This is a genomic window from Geodermatophilus sp. FMUSA9-8, assembly GCF_037034165.1.
Taxonomy (GTDB): Bacteria; Actinomycetota; Actinomycetes; order Mycobacteriales; family Geodermatophilaceae; genus Geodermatophilus; species Geodermatophilus nigrescens.
In genome coordinates this window covers 1-18,429 of record NZ_JBAGKE010000014.1, presented here as the reverse complement: position 1 = coordinate 18,429, position 18,429 = coordinate 1, and the positions used below count along the sequence as shown (strand labels likewise).

General features: G+C 74.4%; 15 protein-coding genes and 1 tRNA gene. 7 read left to right on the top strand and 9 right to left on the bottom strand.

What is annotated here, in order from left to right; genetic code table 11:
* Positions 1–31: 31 nt before the first annotated feature.
* Positions 32–1,270 carry a beta-ketoacyl-[acyl-carrier-protein] synthase family protein gene (locus tag WA616_RS23075; protein WP_336033547.1) on the top strand — a complete coding sequence of 413 codons (1,239 nt, stop codon included), beginning with the start codon at positions 32–34 and terminating at the stop codon, positions 1,268–1,270.
* 44 nt (positions 1,271–1,314) lie between these two features.
* The gene (locus WA616_RS23070; RefSeq protein ID WP_336033545.1) at positions 1,315–2,730 is read left to right on the top strand and encodes an acyl-CoA carboxylase subunit beta; all 1,416 of its coding nucleotides are present in this window, start codon (positions 1,315–1,317) and stop codon (positions 2,728–2,730) included.
* A gap of 183 nt (positions 2,731–2,913) precedes the next feature.
* Here WA616_RS23070 and WA616_RS23065 read toward each other — a convergent pair whose 3' ends face one another.
* Positions 2,914–3,414 (bottom strand): DUF3145 domain-containing protein, encoded by a 501-nt coding sequence (locus WA616_RS23065; protein ID WP_073419323.1) that lies wholly within the window; start codon positions 3,412–3,414, stop codon positions 2,914–2,916.
* Between the two features lie 355 nt (positions 3,415–3,769).
* Positions 3,770–4,888, bottom strand: a complete 1,119-nt coding sequence (locus WA616_RS23060; RefSeq protein WP_336033542.1) for a GGDEF domain-containing protein — start codon at positions 4,886–4,888, stop codon at positions 3,770–3,772.
* A 97-nt stretch (positions 4,889–4,985) separates the two neighbouring features.
* On the opposite strand from WA616_RS23060, the gene WA616_RS23055 reads away from it, so the two are divergent.
* Entirely contained in the window at positions 4,986–5,885 is a 900-nt protein-coding gene (locus WA616_RS23055; RefSeq protein WP_336033540.1) for a maleylpyruvate isomerase N-terminal domain-containing protein, read from the top strand.
* An 8-nt stretch (positions 5,886–5,893) separates the two neighbouring features.
* On the opposite strand, the gene WA616_RS23050 is transcribed toward WA616_RS23055, so the two are convergent.
* On the bottom strand, positions 5,894–7,117 hold the full coding sequence (locus WA616_RS23050) for a M23 family metallopeptidase (RefSeq protein WP_245794352.1): 1,224 nt from the start codon (positions 7,115–7,117) through the stop codon (positions 5,894–5,896).
* Positions 7,118–7,555: 438 nt separating this feature from the next.
* Here WA616_RS23050 and WA616_RS23045 point away from each other — a divergent pair, with 438 nt between their 5' ends.
* Positions 7,556–8,014 carry a DUF1707 SHOCT-like domain-containing protein gene (locus WA616_RS23045; RefSeq protein WP_336033536.1) on the top strand — a complete coding sequence of 153 codons (459 nt, stop codon included), beginning with the start codon at positions 7,556–7,558 and terminating at the stop codon, positions 8,012–8,014.
* 22 nt (positions 8,015–8,036) lie between these two features.
* Here the strand turns inward: WA616_RS23045 and WA616_RS23040 are convergent, their stop codons facing one another.
* The gene (locus WA616_RS23040) at positions 8,037–8,486 is read right to left on the bottom strand and encodes a hypothetical protein (protein ID WP_073419319.1); all 450 of its coding nucleotides are present in this window, start codon (positions 8,484–8,486) and stop codon (positions 8,037–8,039) included.
* A gap of 121 nt (positions 8,487–8,607) precedes the next feature.
* Between WA616_RS23040 and WA616_RS23035 the strand changes: the two genes are divergently transcribed.
* A tRNA-Ile gene (locus tag WA616_RS23035) sits at positions 8,608–8,681 on the top strand.
* Positions 8,682–8,761: 80 nt separating this feature from the next.
* On the opposite strand, the gene WA616_RS23030 is transcribed toward WA616_RS23035, so the two are convergent.
* The 3 genes from WA616_RS23030 to mobF form a co-directional block, all read right to left on the bottom strand.
* The gene (locus tag WA616_RS23030) at positions 8,762–9,859 is read right to left on the bottom strand and encodes a tyrosine-type recombinase/integrase (RefSeq protein ID WP_336033534.1); all 1,098 of its coding nucleotides are present in this window, start codon (positions 9,857–9,859) and stop codon (positions 8,762–8,764) included.
* 85 nt (positions 9,860–9,944) lie between these two features.
* The gene (locus WA616_RS23025) at positions 9,945–10,157 is read right to left on the bottom strand and encodes a helix-turn-helix transcriptional regulator (RefSeq protein ID WP_336033533.1); all 213 of its coding nucleotides are present in this window, start codon (positions 10,155–10,157) and stop codon (positions 9,945–9,947) included.
* 190 nt (positions 10,158–10,347) lie between these two features.
* The gene (mobF, locus tag WA616_RS23020; RefSeq protein WP_336033531.1) at positions 10,348–14,001 is read right to left on the bottom strand and encodes a MobF family relaxase; all 3,654 of its coding nucleotides are present in this window, start codon (positions 13,999–14,001) and stop codon (positions 10,348–10,350) included.
* A 595-nt stretch (positions 14,002–14,596) separates the two neighbouring features.
* On the opposite strand from mobF, the gene WA616_RS23015 reads away from it, so the two are divergent.
* Complete coding sequence (locus WA616_RS23015) at positions 14,597–14,836, top strand: hypothetical protein (protein ID WP_336033529.1); 240 nt, start codon at positions 14,597–14,599, stop codon at positions 14,834–14,836.
* Between the two features lie 97 nt (positions 14,837–14,933).
* On the opposite strand, the gene WA616_RS23010 is transcribed toward WA616_RS23015, so the two are convergent.
* A complete protein-coding gene (locus WA616_RS23010) occupies positions 14,934–15,359 on the bottom strand; it encodes a hypothetical protein (protein ID WP_336033527.1) in 426 nt (141 codons plus the stop codon).
* Positions 15,360–15,585: 226 nt separating this feature from the next.
* On the opposite strand from WA616_RS23010, the gene WA616_RS23005 reads away from it, so the two are divergent.
* Positions 15,586–16,419, top strand: coding sequence for a hypothetical protein (locus tag WA616_RS23005; protein WP_336033525.1), 834 nt, complete (start codon positions 15,586–15,588; stop codon positions 16,417–16,419).
* Positions 16,420–16,674: 255 nt separating this feature from the next.
* Here the strand turns inward: WA616_RS23005 and WA616_RS23000 are convergent, their stop codons facing one another.
* Complete coding sequence (locus WA616_RS23000) at positions 16,675–17,307, bottom strand: GrpB family protein (protein WP_336033523.1); 633 nt, start codon at positions 17,305–17,307, stop codon at positions 16,675–16,677.
* Between the last annotated feature and the right edge of the window lie 1,122 nt (positions 17,308–18,429).

Sequence of the window (18,429 nt, the reverse complement as noted above, 5' to 3'; positions counted from 1 at the left end):
CGCGCCCGCACGTCCCCAGGGAAGGACCGTCATGAGCTCGAACGACGACGTCGTCGTCACCGGCCTCGGAGCCACCACGCCGTTGGGTGGCGACGTCGCCAGCACCTGGGACGCGCTGCTGGCCGGACGGTCGGGGGTCCGCCGCCTCGACGACGAGTGGGTGAAGGAGATGCCGGCCCAGCTCGCCGCCACCCTCGCGGTGGAGCCCTCCGAGCAGATCGACCGGGTCCGCGCCCGCCGGCTCGACCGCAGCCAGCAGGTGGCGGTCGTCGCCGCCGAGCAGGCGTGGGCCGAGTCCGGCGCCGCCGACGCGGGCGTGGCGCCCGAGCGCATCGCCGTCGTCTTCGGCACCGGCATCGGCGGGGCGATGACCCTGCTCGGCCAGGACGACGTCCTGGAGGCCAAGGGCGCCAAGCGCGTCTCGCCCTTCACCATCCCGATGCTCATGCCCAACGGCCCGGCCGCGGCCGTCGGCCTCGCGATCGGCGCCCGCGGCGGCGTGCACGCCCCGGTCAGCGCCTGCGCCTCCGGTGCCGAGGCCATCCGCTGGGGCCTGGACCTGCTGCGCTTCGACCGTGCCGACGTCGTCCTGGTGGGCGGCGCCGAGGCCGTCGTGCACCCGCTGCCCATGGCCGGCTTCGCCGCGATGCGGGCGATGAGCACCCGCAACGACGAGCCCGGCCGCGCGTCCCGCCCGTTCGACAAGGGCCGCGACGGCTTCGTGCTCGGCGAGGGTGCCGCCGCCCTCGTGCTCGAGCGCGCCTCCTCGGCGCAGGCCCGCGGCGCCCGGGTGCACGCCCGGCTCGCCGGCGCCGGTGCCACCGCCGACGGCTACGACCTCGTCGCGCCGCACCCGGAGGGCGAGGGCGCCGCCCGCGCCATCACCGCCGCGCTGCGCGACGCGGGCCTGTCCCCCGCCGACATCGGCCACGTCAACGCGCACGCCACCTCCACGCCGGTGGGCGACACCGCGGAGGCCGCGGCCATCCGCAGCTCCGTCGGCGAGCACGCGCTGGTGGCGGCCACCAAGAGCCAGACCGGCCACCTGCTCGGTGCCGCCGGCGCGCTGGAGGCGGTGTTCACCGTGCTCGCCCTGCGCGAGCAGGTGGTCCCGGCGACGGCGAACCTCGACGACCCCGACGACGACGCCGCGGTCCAGGCACTCGACATCGTCCGCCACGAGCCGCGGAAGGCGAGCCTCAGCGCCGCGGTCAACGACTCCTTCGGCTTCGGCGGGCACAACCTCGCGCTGGTCTTCACGACCGCCTGACCCATTTCCCGCCCGGCCCGGTGCCGGGAGTCCCTGGAGGCCCGGTGACCACCACCGTCCACGCCGTCCCGACCCTGCCCAGCCCCGACCCGCGCGACCCCGAGGACCGCCTGCTGCGGTTCTTCGACGCCGGGTCGATGAGCCTGCTCGTCCCCCGCGACACCTCCGGCGTCATGGCCGCCCGCGGCACCGTCGCCGGCTCGCGGGTGGTCGCCTTCTGCACCGACGCCACGGTCATGGGCGGGGCGATGGGCATCGACGGCTGCCGGCACATCGTCGACGCCATCGACACCGCGCTGCGGGAGCGGGTGCCCGTCGTGGGCATCTGGCACTCCGGCGGCGCCCGGCTCGCCGAGGGCGTCACCGCCCTGCACGCCGTCGGCGAGGTGTTCGCCGCGATGGTCCGCTCCTCGGGGCGGATCCCGCAGATCTCCGTCGTCCTCGGCCCCGCCGCCGGTGGCGCCGCCTACGGCCCCGCGCTCACCGACCTGGTGATCATGGGGCCGGCCGGGCGGGTGTTCGTCACCGGTCCCGACGTCGTCCGGTCGGTCACCGGCGAGGACGTCGACATGGAGAGCCTCGGCGGGCCCGACACCCACGGCCGGCGCAGCGGCGTCGTGCACGTGGTGACCGACTCCGAGGCCGCGGCGCTGGAGACCGCCCGCCAGGCCGTCGACCTGCTCGCCGCGCAGGGGTCGTTCGCCCCGGCCGCCGACGAGCCCGACGTCGACCTGCGCGCGCTGCTGCCCGAGCAGACCAACCGCGCCTACGACGTCAAGCCGGTGGTGGCCGCGGTGCTCGACGGCCCCGGCCTGGAGCTGCACCCGCGCTGGGCGCCCAACGTGGTCACCACGCTGGGCCGGCTGGCCGGGCGGACGGTCGGCGTCATCGCCAACAACCCGCTGCGCCTCGGCGGCTGCCTGGACTCCGCGTCGGCGGAGAAGGCGGCCCGCTTCGTGCGGATGTGCGACGCGTTCGGCGTCCCGCTGGTCGTGCTCGTCGACGTGCCCGGCTACCTGCCCGGCGTCGGCCAGGAGTGGGACGGCGTCGTCCGCCGCGGCGCGAAGCTGCTGCACGCCTTCGCCGAGGCGGTGGTGCCCCGGGTGACGCTGGTGACCCGCAAGTCCTACGGCGGCGCCTACATCGCCATGAACGCCCGCTCGCTCGGCGCGACGTCGGTGTTCGCCTGGCCGGGCGCGGAGGTGGCGGTCATGGGCGCCAAGGCCGCCGTCGGCATCCTGCACCGCAAGAAGCTGGCCGCGGTGCCGCCGACCGAGCGCGAGGCGCTGCACGCGCAGCTGGCCGAGGAGCACGAGCGGATCGCCGGCGGGGTGAACCGGGCGCTGCAGATCGGCGTCGTCGACGAGGTCGTCGAGCCCTCGCGCACCCGCCGCCGGCTCGTGGAGGCCCTGGCCGCCGCCCCGGCCGGCCGCGGCGCGCACGGCAACATCCCGCTCTGAGTCCCCACGCGTGAGAGGGCCCGCCACCGCTGCTGCGGTGGCGGGCCCTCTCGCGTCGAGGCCGTCCGGACGCCGCTTCCCCGACGGCGTCCGGACGACCTGCGACGAGCCTACGACGGGGTGCCGGGGGCGCTCACGTCGTCGTGCCCGGATCGTGACCTGCGCGTTCCCGCGGGCGCCGGCTCAGACGACCTGGTGCAGCCAGGTGGTCTGGCTGCCGTCGCCGGCGTAGCGGTACACCTCGAGGTCGGCGTCCCACGCCGCGCCCAGGAGCTGGTCGACGCCGTGGCGGAAGGCCTCCACCGACGTCGCGGTGGCCGCGAGGGTGCGCAGCTGCTGCTCGGTGACGACGAGGTCGCCGTTGGCGCTCGTCGGCGCGCGGTAGACCCCGTGCCCGGGCACGTAGGACATCCGCTCGCCGTCGTTGCCGGAGCTGGCCTCCTCGGTCACCTCGAAGCGCAGCATCGGCCACGCGCGCAGCGCGGCGACCAGCTTGGCGCCCGTCCCGGGGGCACCGGTCCAGGCGACCTCGGCACGGTAGGACCCGTGCGCCGCGGGCTGGTCGGCCCACGACAGGGAGACCGGCGCGCCGATGACGCGCTCGAGCGCCCACTCGACGTGCTGGCAGAGCGCCTTCGGGCAGGCGTGCACGAAGACCACACCCTGGGTAGACCGTTGCCGCACGAGGCACCTCCATCGACTCGATCGGTCTCGTCTTCCCCAACGGACGATCGGTTCGGTGACAGGCTGTGGTCGGCACGGGTGGACCAGGGGTACTGGGGACAGTGTGCACGATGGAGTGCCGGTCGCGCCAGTGCGGATGGGGCGGCTGGTGCAGGAGAGGTCCCACACGCCGCTCGGGGCACGGAAGTGCTGGTCAGCGCCATAGCACGACCTGGCCGGAGGTGTCCAACCCGGCTCCGGGCTGCCCTGACGGTACACCGGGCCGGCCGTCACACCCCGTTGCCGCGCGGGGTGTCGCCGAACGGGGACGACGACGTTCCGGTGACTCTGCGTACTCGGTGAGCGGGCGCGGCCGTCACCCTGCGAGATCGCCCACCCTGTCGCCGCCGGCCGCCTTGGCCCGGTACATGGCCCCGTCCGCGCGGTGCAGCACCCCCGCGACGTCGTCCCCGGGGCCCACGAGCGCCAGCCCGACGCTGGCGGTCACCCCGCGGCCGGCGCCCGCCCCGGCGACGGCCGCGCGCACCCGGTCGGCGAGGGCGGCGTCGTCGGCGGGCCCCGGGGAGGCGGCCAGGACGGCGAACTCGTCGCCACCGAGCCGGGCCACGGTGTCGGTCTCGCGGACCGCGGCGCCGAGCGCGGCGGCCACCCGGCGTAGCACGGCGTCACCGGCGGCGTGCCCGTCGCGGTCGTTGACCCCCTTGAAGCCGTCCAGGTCGACGATGCAGACCACCGAGCGCCCGTCCCGGGCGGCGACCGCGCGCCCCACCCGGTCGAGGAAGACCCGGCGGTTGGGGACACCGGTGAGCGGGTCGGTGGTGGCCAGCGCCTCCTGGGTGCGCAGCAGCAGGACCTGCCGGTCCTGGGCCGCCCACTGGTTGGCCGAGGACAGCGTGCAGATGAGCGTGACGGTGCCGAGGACCGTGGTCACGAGCAGCGTCTGCGGCCCGAGCGGCCCGTCGACGAGCAGGACGTAGGCGGTCGTCATGAGCGCGCCGGTGAGCACCACGCCGGCCGGCGGGTAGGCCACCGCCATGAACACCAGGACGAGGAAGAAGAGCACCGGCAGCGGGCTGTCGGCGCCGCCGTCGAAGGCGGCCGCGGTGGTGACGATGGCCGTCACCGCGGCGTTCCACGCGTAGAACAGCAGCGGCCCCCGCAGGTCGCGGACCACGCGGTCCAGCGGCAGCAGCAGCACGAGCGGCGTCAGGACGACGACGGCGCCCGCCAGCGCGAGCAGCACGGGGTGCCGGTGCCCGGGCGTAGGGGTGGTCATCGTGTAGACCAGGCACGCCCAGCCGGCGATCTCGCTGAGCAGCACGCCGGTCTGCACGTGCCGCACCCAGTAGCGGGCGCGCTCGTCGTCCTCGGCCAGCGGGCGGTAGAGGCCGGCGGACAGCCAGCCGGGGGCGCGGCGCGGCGGCGCGGCGGGCGCCCCCGTGCGCGCCCGCCGTCCGCCCTCCAGCACCGTCACGAGGGGGACTACGGCCGGAACCGTTCCGTTCTGCAGTCGGGACGGGCGGGTCTCCCCCGTCGGGGTGCCCGCGCCGCGGCCGGGGTAGGGGCCGGGCGTGACGGGTGCGCAGCGCGGGCTGGCCGGGGCCGGCCGGGAGGTGGTCGGGCCGCTGGTGCTGGAGGCGTGGGACGCCTTCCTGGCGCAGGCGGAGGCGGTGGACCTCGCGCGGCCCAGCCGGCTGCCCGGGTGGCGGGCGCACGAGGTGTGCGTGCACCTGGGCGCCTGGCCCGACCACGAGGCGCTGGCCGACCTGACCGCCTCCGCCCGCGCCGGCGGGCGCGGGACGCCGCCCGACGTCGACGCCACCAACGCGCGGGTGACCGCCGCGCACCGCGACGCCTCCCGCGACGAGGTCCTCGCCGCGCTGCGCCGCAACCGCGAGGCCACCGTGCGGTACCTGGCGGATGCGGCCCCGGAGCTCGACCTCGCGCCCGCGGTGTCCACGGTGGGCCGGCTGCCGCTGCTGTCGGTGGTGCTCGGGCAGGTCTACGAGCTCGCCGTCCACGGCCTGGACCTCGCGGCGGCCGGCGCTCCCCCGGTCCCGCCGCCGGTGCTGCAGGCCGGCCTCGCCGCGCTGGCCGAGGTGACCGGGTCGCTCGCGGCGTCCTCCGGCATCCGCGGCGGGGCGGCGCTGCTGACGCCGGACGGCGGGTGGCTGTTCGCCGCGGACCCGCCGGGGTGGACGGTCACCCGGGTCGACGGCGGCCGGCCGGCGGGCGCCGTCGTCGAGGCGCCCGCCGACGTCCTGCTGGAGGCGGCCTCCGGGCGGGCCAACCCGGCCGCGGCCCTGGTGCGCCGCCGGCTGCGGGTGCGCGACCTGCCCGAGCTCATGCGGCTGGCGCCGATCGTGGAGGCGGCGCCGGGCATCCCGGGCGGGCCGATCCTGGCGCTGGCCGCCCGCACCGTCGGGGGCACGGGCGACCTGCTCGGCCGGCTGCGCGGCCGCCGGGGCTGAGCCCGCGCTCAGCAGCTGCCGAGCGACACCCCGTTCGCGGCCAGCCACGGCACCGGGTTGACGCGGCTGGCGTAGAGCCCGCCCTGGTGCACCTCGAAGTGCAGGTGCGGGCCGGTCGACTGGCCTCGGTTGCCCACCTCGGCGATCTTCTGGCCGGCGCTGACGACCTGGCCGGCCGAGACGTCGAAGCTGTCGACGTGCCCGTAGAGGGTGATCGAGCCGTCGCCGTGCTGGACGTAGACGGCCTGCCCGAAGCCGCTGGCGGGCCCGGCCTGCAGGACGACGCCGGGCTCGGGCGCGTAGATCGGGGTGCCGATCGGCGCGGCGATGTCGACGCCGTAGTGCATGGTCCCCCAACGGGCGCCGTAGCAGGAGGTGACCCGGCCGGTGGTCGGGGCGATGCCGCCGCCGGAGGCGGCGGGGGCGGACCGCACGTTGACGGCGGCCTGCTGCGCGGCGGCCTGCTGGGCGGCGTAGGCGGCCTCGGCGTCGCGGACGCCGCGCAGGCGCAGCAGCTCCACCTCGGCCGCGCGCAGCCGCTCGTCGAGACGGGCCTTCTCGGCGGCGCGGGCGTCGAACTCGGCCTGCGCGCCCGCGAGGCGGGCGTCGGCGGCGGCCTGCGCCTCGGCGGCGGCACGGGAGGCGGCGTCGCGCTCGGCCACGGCGGCGCGGGCGGCGGCGTCGGCTGCCGCCTCCTGGGTCTCCAGGATCTCGTACTGCTCGAGCGTCTCCGAGCGCTGGGCGCCGAGCAGGTCGAGGGTGGCGGCGCGCTCGAGCACCTCGCGGGGGCCCTCGCTGTCGAGCAGCACCGAGGCTGTGCCGCCCAGGTCGGCTCCCCCGCCGCCCATGTAGGCCTCGCGGCCGAGTTCGACCACCTCGGCCTGCGCCGCGGCCACGGCGTCGCGGGCGGCCTGGAGCTCGGCGGCGGCGACGGCGGCCTGCTGCTGTGCGGCCTGGAGCTCGGCCTGGGCGACCAGCGCGGCGTCCGCGGCGGCCTCGGCCTCGACGGTCATCCGCTGCAGCTGCTCCTCGGCCGCGGTGACCTCGCCCTGGATCCGGGCGACCTCGGCGACGAGGTCCCGCTCGGCGGCCTCCGCGGCGGCGACGTCGTCGTCGGGGTCGGCGTGCGCGACGGACGGTGCGGTGAGCAGCAGGCCCGCGGCGGCACCGGCGGCGAGCACGGCGCGGCGCAGACGGGGTGTGCGGACGGTCCGGTGGTGCAGGGACGCCAAGACGGCGGGTCTCCGTTCCTCGCGACCGCCTCCCCGGGTCACCACGGCCCCGGAGGGCGCGCGGCTCGTCCACGCTCCCCGTGCGTGGACGTGACCGAGCCGGGGCCTCGGAGAGGTCCCGGTCCCCCGGCGCGGAGGCCGGCGGTCAGGCGGGGCCCGGCCGGTGTCCTCGGGGATCGAGGAGCAGGAGGGCCCGGCAGGACCGCGGGCGAACGTACTACGGGTTCAGCAGGCCAGGTAACGAAACGGTCAAGGACCCGGCGCGGGTACTTGCGCTCTCAAGCGTGTGACCTGCGGTCCTGACGGGACGTGTGGGACGACGCACGGAGCGCCACGGAGCGTCCCGTGGCCCGTCGCGGGGGTGCCGTGGCTCACAGGTGCGTCACAGGTGCCGCGGGCACGCTGGCGCGCCGGACCGGCTCGAGAGGGAGGAGCGACATGGACGCGACGGGCATGCCGCAGCAGGCGCCGCCGATGCGCGCGGCCGACAGCGACCGCGCGGCCACCGTGCACGCGCTGCAGGACGCCGTGGCACGGGGGCTGCTGACGCCGGACGAGGGCAGCGACCGGATGGCGGCCGCCTTCGCGGCGGTGCACCTGCGCGACCTCCCGCCGCTGACGGCGGACCTGCCCGCGGCGGCGCCCGTGCGCCTCGGCCCGCCGGGGTGGCGCCCGCTCGGGTCGATGGCGTGGGAGCAGGTGCGGGCGACGGTGGCGGGCGCACGGTCCGGCGGCCCGGCGGCGGTGCGGCTGGCGATCGCTGCGGTGGTGGCGCTGGTGCTCCTGGCGACGCTGGTCTCGCTGGTGGTGCACGGACTGGCCGACGGCCTCGGCATGGACGGTCCCGGCGACCGCGGGTTCGGCGGACCGGACTTCGACGGGCCCGGCCGGGACTGACGGCCCGGCCGGGCCGCGGGGCTCAGATGGTGCCGCCCGTCCCGTCGTCGGTGGTGCCGTCGTCGGTGCCGTCGTCGGTGCCGCCGAGGCCGGGCGGGGTGCCGGGGACGCCGCCGCCCGGGAGACCCTGACCGCCGCCGGGCAGCGTGCCGGTGGTCCCGTCCTCGGTCGTGCCGGGCTGGACCACCGCGGTGCCGGCCGCGTCGTCGCCGGCGGTCGCCGAACCGACGGCGTAGCCGCCGGCACCACCGATCGCCAGGAGCGCGGCGGCGGCCGCACCGACCGCGGCACGCTTGCGCAGCCGCGGCGGCAGCGAGCGGCGCGGGCGCTCGGCGGCCGGTGGAGGCGCGGCGGGTGGGGCAGCCGCGGGCATCGGCAGCTCGGCGGTGGCCGACCGCGCGCCGGAGGGGTGCTCGGGGTGCCAGGCCGGCGGCTGCCAGCGCGCGCCGGCAGGGGTCTGCTGGTCGTCCACGGTGCTCCTCGTCGTCCGGGGAGCACCGACGTTCGCGGACCCCGCTGGACCGGAGCCGGGGCGTCGCTGTGGGTCCGCTGAGAGGCGCGCGGGCGTCTGGCAGGCTGGGTGGCACACGTCGGGGGCGGTAGCTCAGCCGGTCAGAGCATGGGACTCATAATCCCTGGGTCGTGGGTTCGAGCCCCACCCGCCCCACCGATATACGTACAGGTCAGAAGGTTGGTACATGATCGCCGATCTTGGCGATGGGGCCCCGTGCCCACACGGTGCCCACACTACGTACCGTGACGTCTTGTAACGGATGCCTGGTGGGCGGCGTCCATGCGTTCCGCGAGGGCGCCCAGGTCGTCGTCGAAGAGCCCGGAGTAGACGTCGAGGGTCATCGCTGCGGAGGCGTGACCGAGCATCCGCTGGACCGCCTTGACGTTCGCCCCGCTGGCCACCAGCAGGCTCGCGGCGGTGTGCCGGAGGTCGTGCGGGCTGAGGTCCTCGAGCCCGGCGGCGGTGGCCGCCGGGTCGAAGAACCGCCGCCGGAAGTTGCCCGAGCGCAGCACCGCGCCGCCCGGCGAGGTCAGGACGAGGTCGTCGGGCCCCTTGCCCTGACAGCGGCGGGACAGGGGCTCGAGGAGGATGCTCGGGATCGGCACGGTGCGCTGCTGGTGCGTCTTGGGCGCTCCGTACTCGACGGTGCCGCCGACCTCCGTGGCGCTCTCGGCGACGGTGAGCCGCTTGCGGAGGAAATCGACCCGGCGGACCCGCAGGGCGGCCATCTCGCCGAACCGGAGGCCGGTGTACGCCAGCAGGCGGACGACGTCGCCGTACTCCTCCGCCGCGTCCGCCAGCCGCTCCACCTCCTCGCGGGTGAGGAACCGGGGATCGGCGCGCCGCGCCCTGGGCAGCGGGACACCAGACGCCGGGTTGCGCGGGATGCGCCCGTCACGGACGGCAAGGGTGAGGATGAGCGCGAGCACCCGGTGCGCCTGCCGCACCGTCGCCGGCGCGAGGCCGCCGGCGACGAGTTGGGCCACCCACGAGGCGACCTCGGCATGGGTGACGTCGGCCAGCCGGTGCCGGCCCCAGCGCGGCAGGATCTGGACGCGCAGCAGTGACCGGTAGCGGTAGAGCGTGCTGGGCTTCAGCCCCGTCTGCGCGGCGAGCCACTGCTCTGCCCAGGCATCGACGGTGACCCGGCCACGCTCCGGCGCCGTCCAGGTCTGCGTGACGATCGCCGACGTCTGCTCGTCGAGCCATCGTTGGGCGTCGACCTTGCGCAGAAATCGCTTCTCGTGCTGCCGCCCACGAGCATCGCGGTACCGCGACCGGTACCGCTTGCTGCCGTCGCTGAGCACGTCCACGGTGATGCTGCCGGCCATCAGATGACCGTGCCCACGACGGCTCCCTGGGTCAACGCCGTCTCGAGTCTCTGGGGAGGCCGGCAGGCCTGTGGACAATGCCCGCTCATCGACGGTCGAGGGCCTGGGCGTGCTGTTGCGCGATCCAGGCGTGGAGGTCGTCGGTGCGGTACAGGACGCGGCGGCCGAGGCGGAAGCTGCGCGGTCCGGTGCCCAGGTGTCGCCAGTACCGCAGGGTGGCGACCGGGGCGCGGAGGAGTTCGGCAGCTTCGGTGATGGTGAGCAGGTCGGGCTGGCGCTTCGTGATGGGGTCGGACACGGTGGCTCCTGTCGGGTCGATGGGTGCCTGCACGGGAGAAGGCGCCGTTTTCGGCTGTTTGCTGACACCTGCGGACGAAGTCGACCCGACAGATCTCCTGCAGGTCTCCTGGTCTTCTCCCCTCTCCTTCGTCCGCCGCTCGCTGCTGGGGGTCCTGAGCACCGGCCGAGCCTCGACCCTGGCTCCGACCTCACCGCCCGAGGGAGGGGCCCGGGCTGCGGTGGCCGACGGCCCGTCCGCCCGGCAGCGGCACGGGACGCTCGTCGAGAGGAGCGGCGGCCGGCCACCGGCCTGCCGCCCGCCCGTGGGTGTCGGCGTCGCGATCGGCTCGCCAGGCGGCGCGCTCGTCGTCGAGGCGGCCGGGAGGCAGGGTGGCCAGGGCCGGCTCGTGGCGCAGGCCGGTGATGCGGGCGCGGGCGTCGGTCAGCCGCTGCTGCGCGTCGGCGAGTTCGCGCTGGGCCTCGGTGAGCCGTTCGGCGGTTCCCTTGTCCGGGGGCGCGGTGCCGGCGAGGCGGTCCTCGTGCCGGCAGCGGGCATCGTCCAGCCGGTGCTGGGCCTGGTCGGCAGCGCGCTGAGCCGCCTGGGCGGCCTCTCGCGATACGGCGTGCTGCGGATGAGCTCGTTCGGCGGCCCGGCGGGCGGCGGCGCTGAGGGCGGCCTCCAGGGTGGGCCGGTCGTCGGCCGAGCCGGCGACCTCCGCGAGCGCCTGGGGGTCAGTGGGTAGGTCGGGCAGGTGCGGGCGCCATCGTCCGGCCCAGGCGTTCAACTGCCCGGCGGCGCGGACCACGGCGGCGCGGCGCAGGCCGAGCCGGCCGGGTCCGTCGGCCACCGTGCGGGCGGCGTGGGCGGCGCCGGTCCGGTCGGCGTCCCAGCGGGTGAGCAGGTCGCCGTGGATGCGGTCGGCGGTCGCGTCGACCAGTGCGCCGACGGCCTCGACCTGCTGCCGCGCATCGGCGGCGTCGCGCGCCGCCGACCGGTGGACCGTTTCGGCCGCGGACATCACGGCAGCCCCGTCCGCGTCGGTGGTGACCTGGCGCTGGTAGGTGGCCTGCAGCCGCTGCCAGAAGGCCAATTGGTCGAGGACCCGCTGTTCGGCCGTACAAGCGCGGCGCAGGTCGCCCAGCGCGTCGTCGAGCGGGCGGGCCGGGGCATACCGGGCGGCTTCGGCTGCCGCCAGGGCGGCGGCGTGGCCGGGGCCGAGGTCGGCCCGGTCACGGGCGAACACCGCGATCCACTGCTCCCGTGCCTCGGCCGGGTCGGCGGCGACCAGGTGGGCGGTGTTCGCGCACCGGCCGCGGGTCATCCCCACGTAGGCAGACGCGGCGCCGGTGTGCTCACCGACCACCATGTGCGCGGCGAGCACGGTGTCACCTTGCACGCCGTGCGCGGTGCTGGCGTAGGCCAGCTCGACGTGCGACGTGACGTAGGCGGCGGACAGCACCCGCTCCCGTGCCCCGCCCGGGGTGACGGCGCGCGGAATGACAAGGCCGGGGGTGACATCGCCGATGGGCCGGTCTTCGGTGGGGGTGACAAGGAGCCAACCGGCCTCGTCGACGGCGGTGACGGCCCAGGTGTCGCGGTTGGCCACGCCCAGGTCGCGGTCGTTGCGGCGGGTGGTGATCCGATCCCCGGCGCCGATCCGCTGCCCCGCCCGGGTGCTGACCGCCCCGGTGTCGTCGACGCGGCCGTCGGCGACCAGCCGGTCGCGGATGGCGGCGTTGAGGTCGGCGGCCTGCTCACGGGTGTCCACCACCACGGCCACCGCCTGCCGGTCCCGGGAAGCGGTCGCGGCGAGCCCAACCAGGGCCTCCTGCAGCGCCGCCAGGTCGGGATGGACGGTGATCTGCCCGCGGGCGGTGAGCGCGTCGAACACCGCACCCGGATCGTCACCGGCCCGCATGGCCAGCGTCAGGGCGGCGTACTCCTCGTCCGGGGTGACGGCGCCGGTGGGGTCGGTGCGGGTGAACCGGTGCACCTCGTCCAGGGCGAGGTGGGCGGGAGGGTCGACGGCGCCGGCGGCGAGGTCCAGCACCCCACCGCGGCCGACCGCGGCCAGCTGCCGCCGGTCCCCGACCAGCGCCACCCGCAGCTGCTGCTCGTCGGCCAGGACGAGCAGGGCGCGGGCGGTGTCCTGGTCGAGCATCCCGGCCTCGTCGACCACCAGCAGGTCCCCCGCAGCCAACCGGGCCGCGTCCTGCGGTCCGGCGTACGTCGTCCCGGTCCGGAGGTCGCCGTCCCCGAGCGCCAGGCGGGTCCAGGTGCCGTCGTCGTCCCACCGCCAGCCGTGCTGGTGGGCCAGCCACGCCGCCGACCCGGTGCGGGCGCCGACCTCGGCGGCGGCGACCGTGGCCGCCTTGAGCGTCGGGGTCACCACCATGAGCTGACGACTCTGCGCCTCGAGCAGGTTGCGGGCGGCGGCGAGCAGGGTGGTCTTGCCCGCCCCGGCCGCGCCCTCCACGACCACCAGCGCCTGGTGGCCGGCCAGCGCGGCGGCCGCCGCGATCTGCCCGGCGTCCAGCCCGCCCGGCATTGGCGGTGTCACTTCGGCCCCGTGCGCCTGCGGGCCTGGGGACGGCGAGGCCTCGGCGCGGGCGGCGAGCCGGGCAACCAGGTCGGCCTCCACCTCCAGCACCGGGCGGGAGGTCCACGCCCGGACGTCCTCGGGCACGCCGCGTCGATCGAGCAGCGGCACGGAGGCGGCCCGGGTGCGGGCGGTGAGATCCTCGGCCAGCTCCAGGCGCACCGCCGGCTCGGCGACGACGCCGTGCGCGGCGATCCACTGCTCGACCCCGCCCCGGATCTCCGCGGCGTTCCACGCCGACGCGCCGGCGGCCAGCCGGGTCAGCACCGAGTCGACCGCGGCATCGCGGTCAAGCCCGCCCACCGGCACCGGCACCAAGTCGACCGGCCGGTCCCGGTCGACGTAGCCCAGCCCGGCCAGCTCAGCCACCCACCGGGCGGTGAGGTCCTCGCCCGGCTGCGGCAGGACCTTGTCCGGCCGCCCGTCGGCCCACGCGCGGGCGTCCCACACCCGCCGCAAGCGCGGCCCGGGTGTCCGCCCGGGGTTCGCCGCGGTCCACTGCTGTTCGTAGCGGTCGATGTTGCGGCCGATCTGCGCCGCCCGGGCGCTGAAGGATCCGGTGTACTCGGCGAGCTCCCGTACTTCTCCAGTTCCGTCCAGGCGGTAGCCGTGGGATGCCAGCGCCGTGCGGAAGCCGGGGTCGCACATGACCGCGGCGTGCCCGATGCCGTTGATCGCGGCGATGGCCTCCCGCACACCGACGGTGTGCAACCCCCGCCACCGCCCGTCCGCGAACACCCGGGTGTTGATCTGCAGGTGCAGATGCCGGTGCGGATCCCCCGCCCGCGACGTGTGGTGCCGCACCACCGCGGCCTCGATCCCCTCCACCGGCACCAGCACCTGCCCGCCGCGCGGGCCCACACGAGTGGTGCCGTGGGCGGCGAGCCAGCCAAGAATCTGCTCGGCCGCGCGGTCCTGCGCCGCGTCGTACGCCGCGGCGACATCCGGGTGCAGGGCGGCGGCCAGGGACCAGGACTTGGGCCCGTTGACGATGACCTCGACGAACCGCACCGCACGGGCGTCGCTGTGCAGCCGCCCCCGCGACTCCCCAGTGTCGGGGTCGATGCCGGCGACCCAGGACTCGTAGGCGTCGCCGTCCAGCGGCGCCAACTCGGCCACCGACCCGGCGGCAGTGGCGGTGTAGCGGCGGGCGACGCCGGCCCCCTCGGCCAGGTAGTAGTCATCCGCGCGGTACCGGCCGGCCTCCACATAGTGCCGAGCCCCGGCGGGTGCGCCGGTGAAGAACTTGACTCCGCCGTGCATTCTCAGCACCTGCCAACAATGGCCAACGAGTCACCCCTAGAAGCGGCGAAGGCCCCCGCGAAGCGGGGGCCGAACTGGCTACCAAGGTAGCATTCGTGCCGCGTCTTAGACGCTCTTTGAGTGAAGCTGTGGGCATGCGCAGGAGATGTCAGAAGCTCCGGGCGGCCAGTCGTCGCAGGCCTCATTCCACTTGTCGGTTATGGCGATTATTGACGGCAAGGCTCATCTCGTCCGCCCGGCTACTGGTGGCTGATAAGGCGCTCCCAGATGTATCGGTTCGGCCACGCAGCAGCCCTCCCGCGACACGATGACGTGGATGTCGAGCCGCTCGCGGACGGCGCTGCCCTGCCGGCCCGCAGGGTGTCCTGGTTGTCCTCCCATGCGGGAAGGTCCACCAGGCGGGCCTTACGGGACGGCTGCGCAGGGGCGCAAGTCTGTCCTGCCGGGTCGCCAGCTGGCGTCTCCCGCGTGGCGACGGCGACCCGAGGCGGCGGACCTGTCCCTGAAGGCGGCCTATGGGACACCCTGCGGCTGCGCGCTTGGTCGGGCGCGCACAGGGTTCCGCCGGTTGCATCCTCAGAGGACGGGGCGGAACGTGACGACTCTCGTGGCCGTCGGCATCTTCGCCATCGTGCTCGGCGGAGGGCTGCTACTCGGCCGGACACGTCTCGTTCGATTCGACGCCTCATGGGAGCGCCGAGCAGCCGCAAAAAGCAGCCCCTTGGCGAATCCGTTGCAGGCGCACGTGGGGGCTACCCGGGGTTGGTACACGGCCGCCGGTGCGCTAGCGATCGTCGCGGGCACAGTCATGCTGCTGATCGGGCTCATCGCCTGATCACCAGGGCCGTGCAGACTGTCAAGCCACCGCCGTCGGCATGGAAGCTTGGTGTCCCAATGTGGGCCGCTCAGGGATACGGGCGCGAGAAGGCGGCCTATGGGACAGGCCCTATGCGCTCTGCGCGCAGTGCCGCAAGGTCGGCGTCGAAGGCCTGTTGCGCGACCCTGGCAGAGGTCTGATCGTCGAGCCATTGAACCGCGCGCCGGGTGTCATTGCCGACGGTCATCTGCCCGCTGTCCCAGAGGTCAAGTTCGTCATGGAGGGCGTCCTGCTGCCACCACCCGTCGGCGTAGGCCTCCTGCACCCAGTCAGCCAAGATCCAGACCTCTACCTCGACGTAGGGATCGCTCCAGCGTCTCCACCAGAGGTGACCGCCAGTCTGGGTCCAGACGGTCATGGGGAGGACGAGCGCGTAGCTGGTGTCCTTGTCGTCGGGGCGGCTGAGGTCACCGACCCGAAAGGCGTAGCGGTCGACGCGGTGCGGTGGCGTCGGAGCTGTTGTCGGGGGCCGCCAGGACATGGTGGCCAACCTAAGCGCCATGGAACACCGTTGGGCCGCTAGATCGAGCCTGCCGGGCCGATGTCTGTCCCTAAGTGGGCCGCTCAGAGAAATCGGCCGCGCGGGTCGCCGTGAGGGCGCACCACCTCTCGTCTAGCTCGATGCCAGCCGCAGGTTCGGGCAGTATGGCGCGATGCTGTCCCGTGGGTCTTGGGTTCGCTCATTCATCATCTGCCCAGGTCTACTGGTGGCCGCTGCGGGTTGTAGCGAGAGCCGTTCGGATCGCCAGGATGCGGGGTCCCGCATCGATTCGGTGCTGGCGGTGCCGGAAGATGCCGAGCTCCTCGGGACAGTCTTCCCCGCCGAACAAGAGGGCGACTGGGATGCGGTCCTTATCATCACCGGTACGGAACCTCTCGTGGTCCTGCAAGACCTGATGGAACAGGTGGGAGAGTCCGGGTACGACGTCAGCACGTTTGACCAGGACGGCGACGTCTGCACCGTTCGTAGCGAATTGCTCTGGTGCGAGATCCTCGCGTCTCGGGAAGACGCGCCCGAGAGCTACCAGGTCTCACTGCACTGGGGCGAATCTGGCGGTGCGAGCTTTCGACACGTGCTTGTGCGGCGGCAAAGCTTCGACAACTACTTTCCACCGAACGTGACGACCATCCAGACTGACCTGCCGTCGCCTCCTGCACCGATTGACGAGTGGGATGCCCCGGAGGTCGGCGAGCTGGTCGCCATCCCGCCAGACGCGTTCGACCCCGACGGGACGGTCGTCGTGCTCGAACCTGGCGGACGCGTCACCGGTCCGCCCGGCCACTCTTGGAGTCTGACCGGCGGCTACAACGTCGTGGTCGCTCTCGATGACGACGCCGATGCCGGGGAGGTGCTCGCTGCATACGCGGTGCAGTTCGAGAACCTCGGCTTCCAGGGCACAACCAACGAAAGCGGCTCCGACGGAAACACGTCGGGGGCGGCGCGCTACAGCCAAGCTGGCGGGGGAAGTCTCGAGGCAGTCATCGCTGACGACTCAAAGTCTGGTGATTTGTTCCTCCTCCTGTCTCGTTCCAACGACTAGGACGCAAGGAAGTAACTGCGTTAGCGACGTCTCGACTTATTGTCCCTTAGTGGGCCGCTCAGGGCCACCGTGTCGTGGCTTGGTCCGAGAACGTCCGGGGACTGGTCTTGGACGCCGGTGGCCAGCGCTTCGCCCTCCCCTGACAAGGACGCCGGCGACGACCCGGACGTGGCGAGCGTCGCCAGCCAGTCAGAGCTGTGGCACCCCCGCGGCTCGGCGCACCCCGGACCTGTCCGAGCCCGCAGGGACGATCGGTCAGCGCGCCGTCGCAGCGCGGATGAAGGCGGTCTTGCCTCGCGTGTAGTCGTCGTAGTCCGGATCTCCGGCGTGGGCGGCGGCCAGCTGACGCTTGAGCTCCTCGTAGGAGGCGCGTAGGTCCGGGTCGGCGCGCAGCCGGTCGCGGAAGGCGACGGTGCGCCTGCCGAATGGGGATGCCGACAGGCGCAGGTGCAGGATCGCCGGCCGCGCCGGGTTGCTGGAGGCGAACAGCCGCTTGGCCCAGACCTCCTCCGGCTCGGTGTCGCCGGGAGCTGGGATGTCGCGGAAGACGCCCGGCGAGTCGGGTCGGCTGCCAGGCGCCGGAACCCATCCCAGAGGCGCAAGCGCGGCGTCCAGGGCCGTCGGCTCGGGCAACGCGGGGGCAAGCACCTGCAGGTCGATCGACGCCTTGGCGGCCAAGCCGGGTACCGCGGTGGAGCCGATGTGGTCGAAAGTGCAGGCGCTCACGTCGACCAGTGGAGCCAGTGCCCGACGCAGTTCCGTCAGCCCCTCGGCCGCGAGCGGCGCCCACTGCGGGTCGTGCGGGACCAGAACCGCCGGGCCGCTTTGAATGGGACCGCTCGCACGGCTGGCCAAGTCGCCACCACCTCCGCCCGCCGGACCGGTCACGACCTGAGCTTAGGGTTTCGACGCGCGGTCGCGCCGAACGAGACCGCACCAGACGACGGTGACAAGCAAGTCGATGCGCAGGTGCACCTGGTGCCAACCCTGCCACCGCCCAGGCCGCCGCTGGTGGTCCTCAACGGGCAACCAGGTCTGGGGCGGCAAGCGGCTCCGCGGGGCTCTCACCGACCCCGATTCCACATATGGGTGACTGGAGTCACTTTTCGCACATATGTACGGCGCGCCCCCCTGCACTTTCGTCGGTCGCCAGGGTCACGCTAGGTACGTGGCAGGCGAAGAAACTCCGCAGGCAACTAAGCAGCATGTGCCTGAGTGGCATTGGTGGCGCGATCCTTCGTGGTGGCGGGACACCGCAAGCAAGACCGTGTCCACTCTCATCTCCGGTCTCGTAGTCGCTGTAATCCTCAAGCCGTCGGTGCGGCCATGGGTTCTCGGCTTCGCCATCGCTGGGCTGGTCCTCCTCGCGGGCTGGATGATCGCGAGGCGCGTGCGCCGCTACCGCGCCGCCCTGAAGGCGCAGGGGCCGCCTCGGCACGGGATGCCGACGCGACGGCCCGCGAGACTCGCACCAGGTCGACCCGCACGAGACCCGCGGCGGCGGCGCCCTCCGCCTAGTTCCCGGCGGACCGCCATGCTCCTCGCCTGGGCGCTCGTCGGCGCTGTCACGGCGGGCGTGCTTGTAAATGCACCACCCGAGTCCGGCATGGACCCCTCACAGGACATGCCGAGCATCAGCGACACCGACGAGCCCGGCTAGAAAGCACATACAACAGCGGGTGTCCCGCCCCCTAGATTGATGAGCTTTCCGCCTGATGACCAAGATGAGATGCGCTTTGCTTCGGGAAGCGGAGCGTTGCGGGTCGGGTCGCCAACTTTTCGATTGCACGCGGGGCACTTCTTGAGCGGCGCTCACCTTTCCGCGGAAGCGTTTGCAGGCCGCACCCCTTGTTCGCCTTTCCGCGGAAACGTCCCCGCCAGCCTGTTCTCAAGTGGGCCGCTGAGGGCGACGCCAGACGGGGGGCAGTCCCTCCCTGTGTTGGAGATGCGGCGGGACACTCCAGGGGGTGTCCATTTCTCCCCCCGCCGCGGGGGGGGGGGGGGGGGGGG

Bases quoted from the DNA above. Each gene is read 5' to 3' on its own strand.
- mobF (WP_336033531.1), bottom strand. From the start codon at position 14,001: ATGCACGGCGGAGTCAAGTTCTTCACCGGCGCACCCGCCGGGGCTCGG.
- WA616_RS23075 (WP_336033547.1), top strand. From the start codon at position 32: ATGAGCTCGAACGACGACGTCGTCGTCACCGGCCTCGGAGCCACCACG.
- WA616_RS23045 (WP_336033536.1), top strand. From the start codon at position 7,556: ATGGACGCGACGGGCATGCCGCAGCAGGCGCCGCCGATGCGCGCGGCC.
- WA616_RS23010 (WP_336033527.1), bottom strand. From the start codon at position 15,359: ATGTCCTGGCGGCCCCCGACAACAGCTCCGACGCCACCGCACCGCGTC.
- WA616_RS23030 (WP_336033534.1), bottom strand. From the start codon at position 9,859: ATGGCCGGCAGCATCACCGTGGACGTGCTCAGCGACGGCAGCAAGCGG.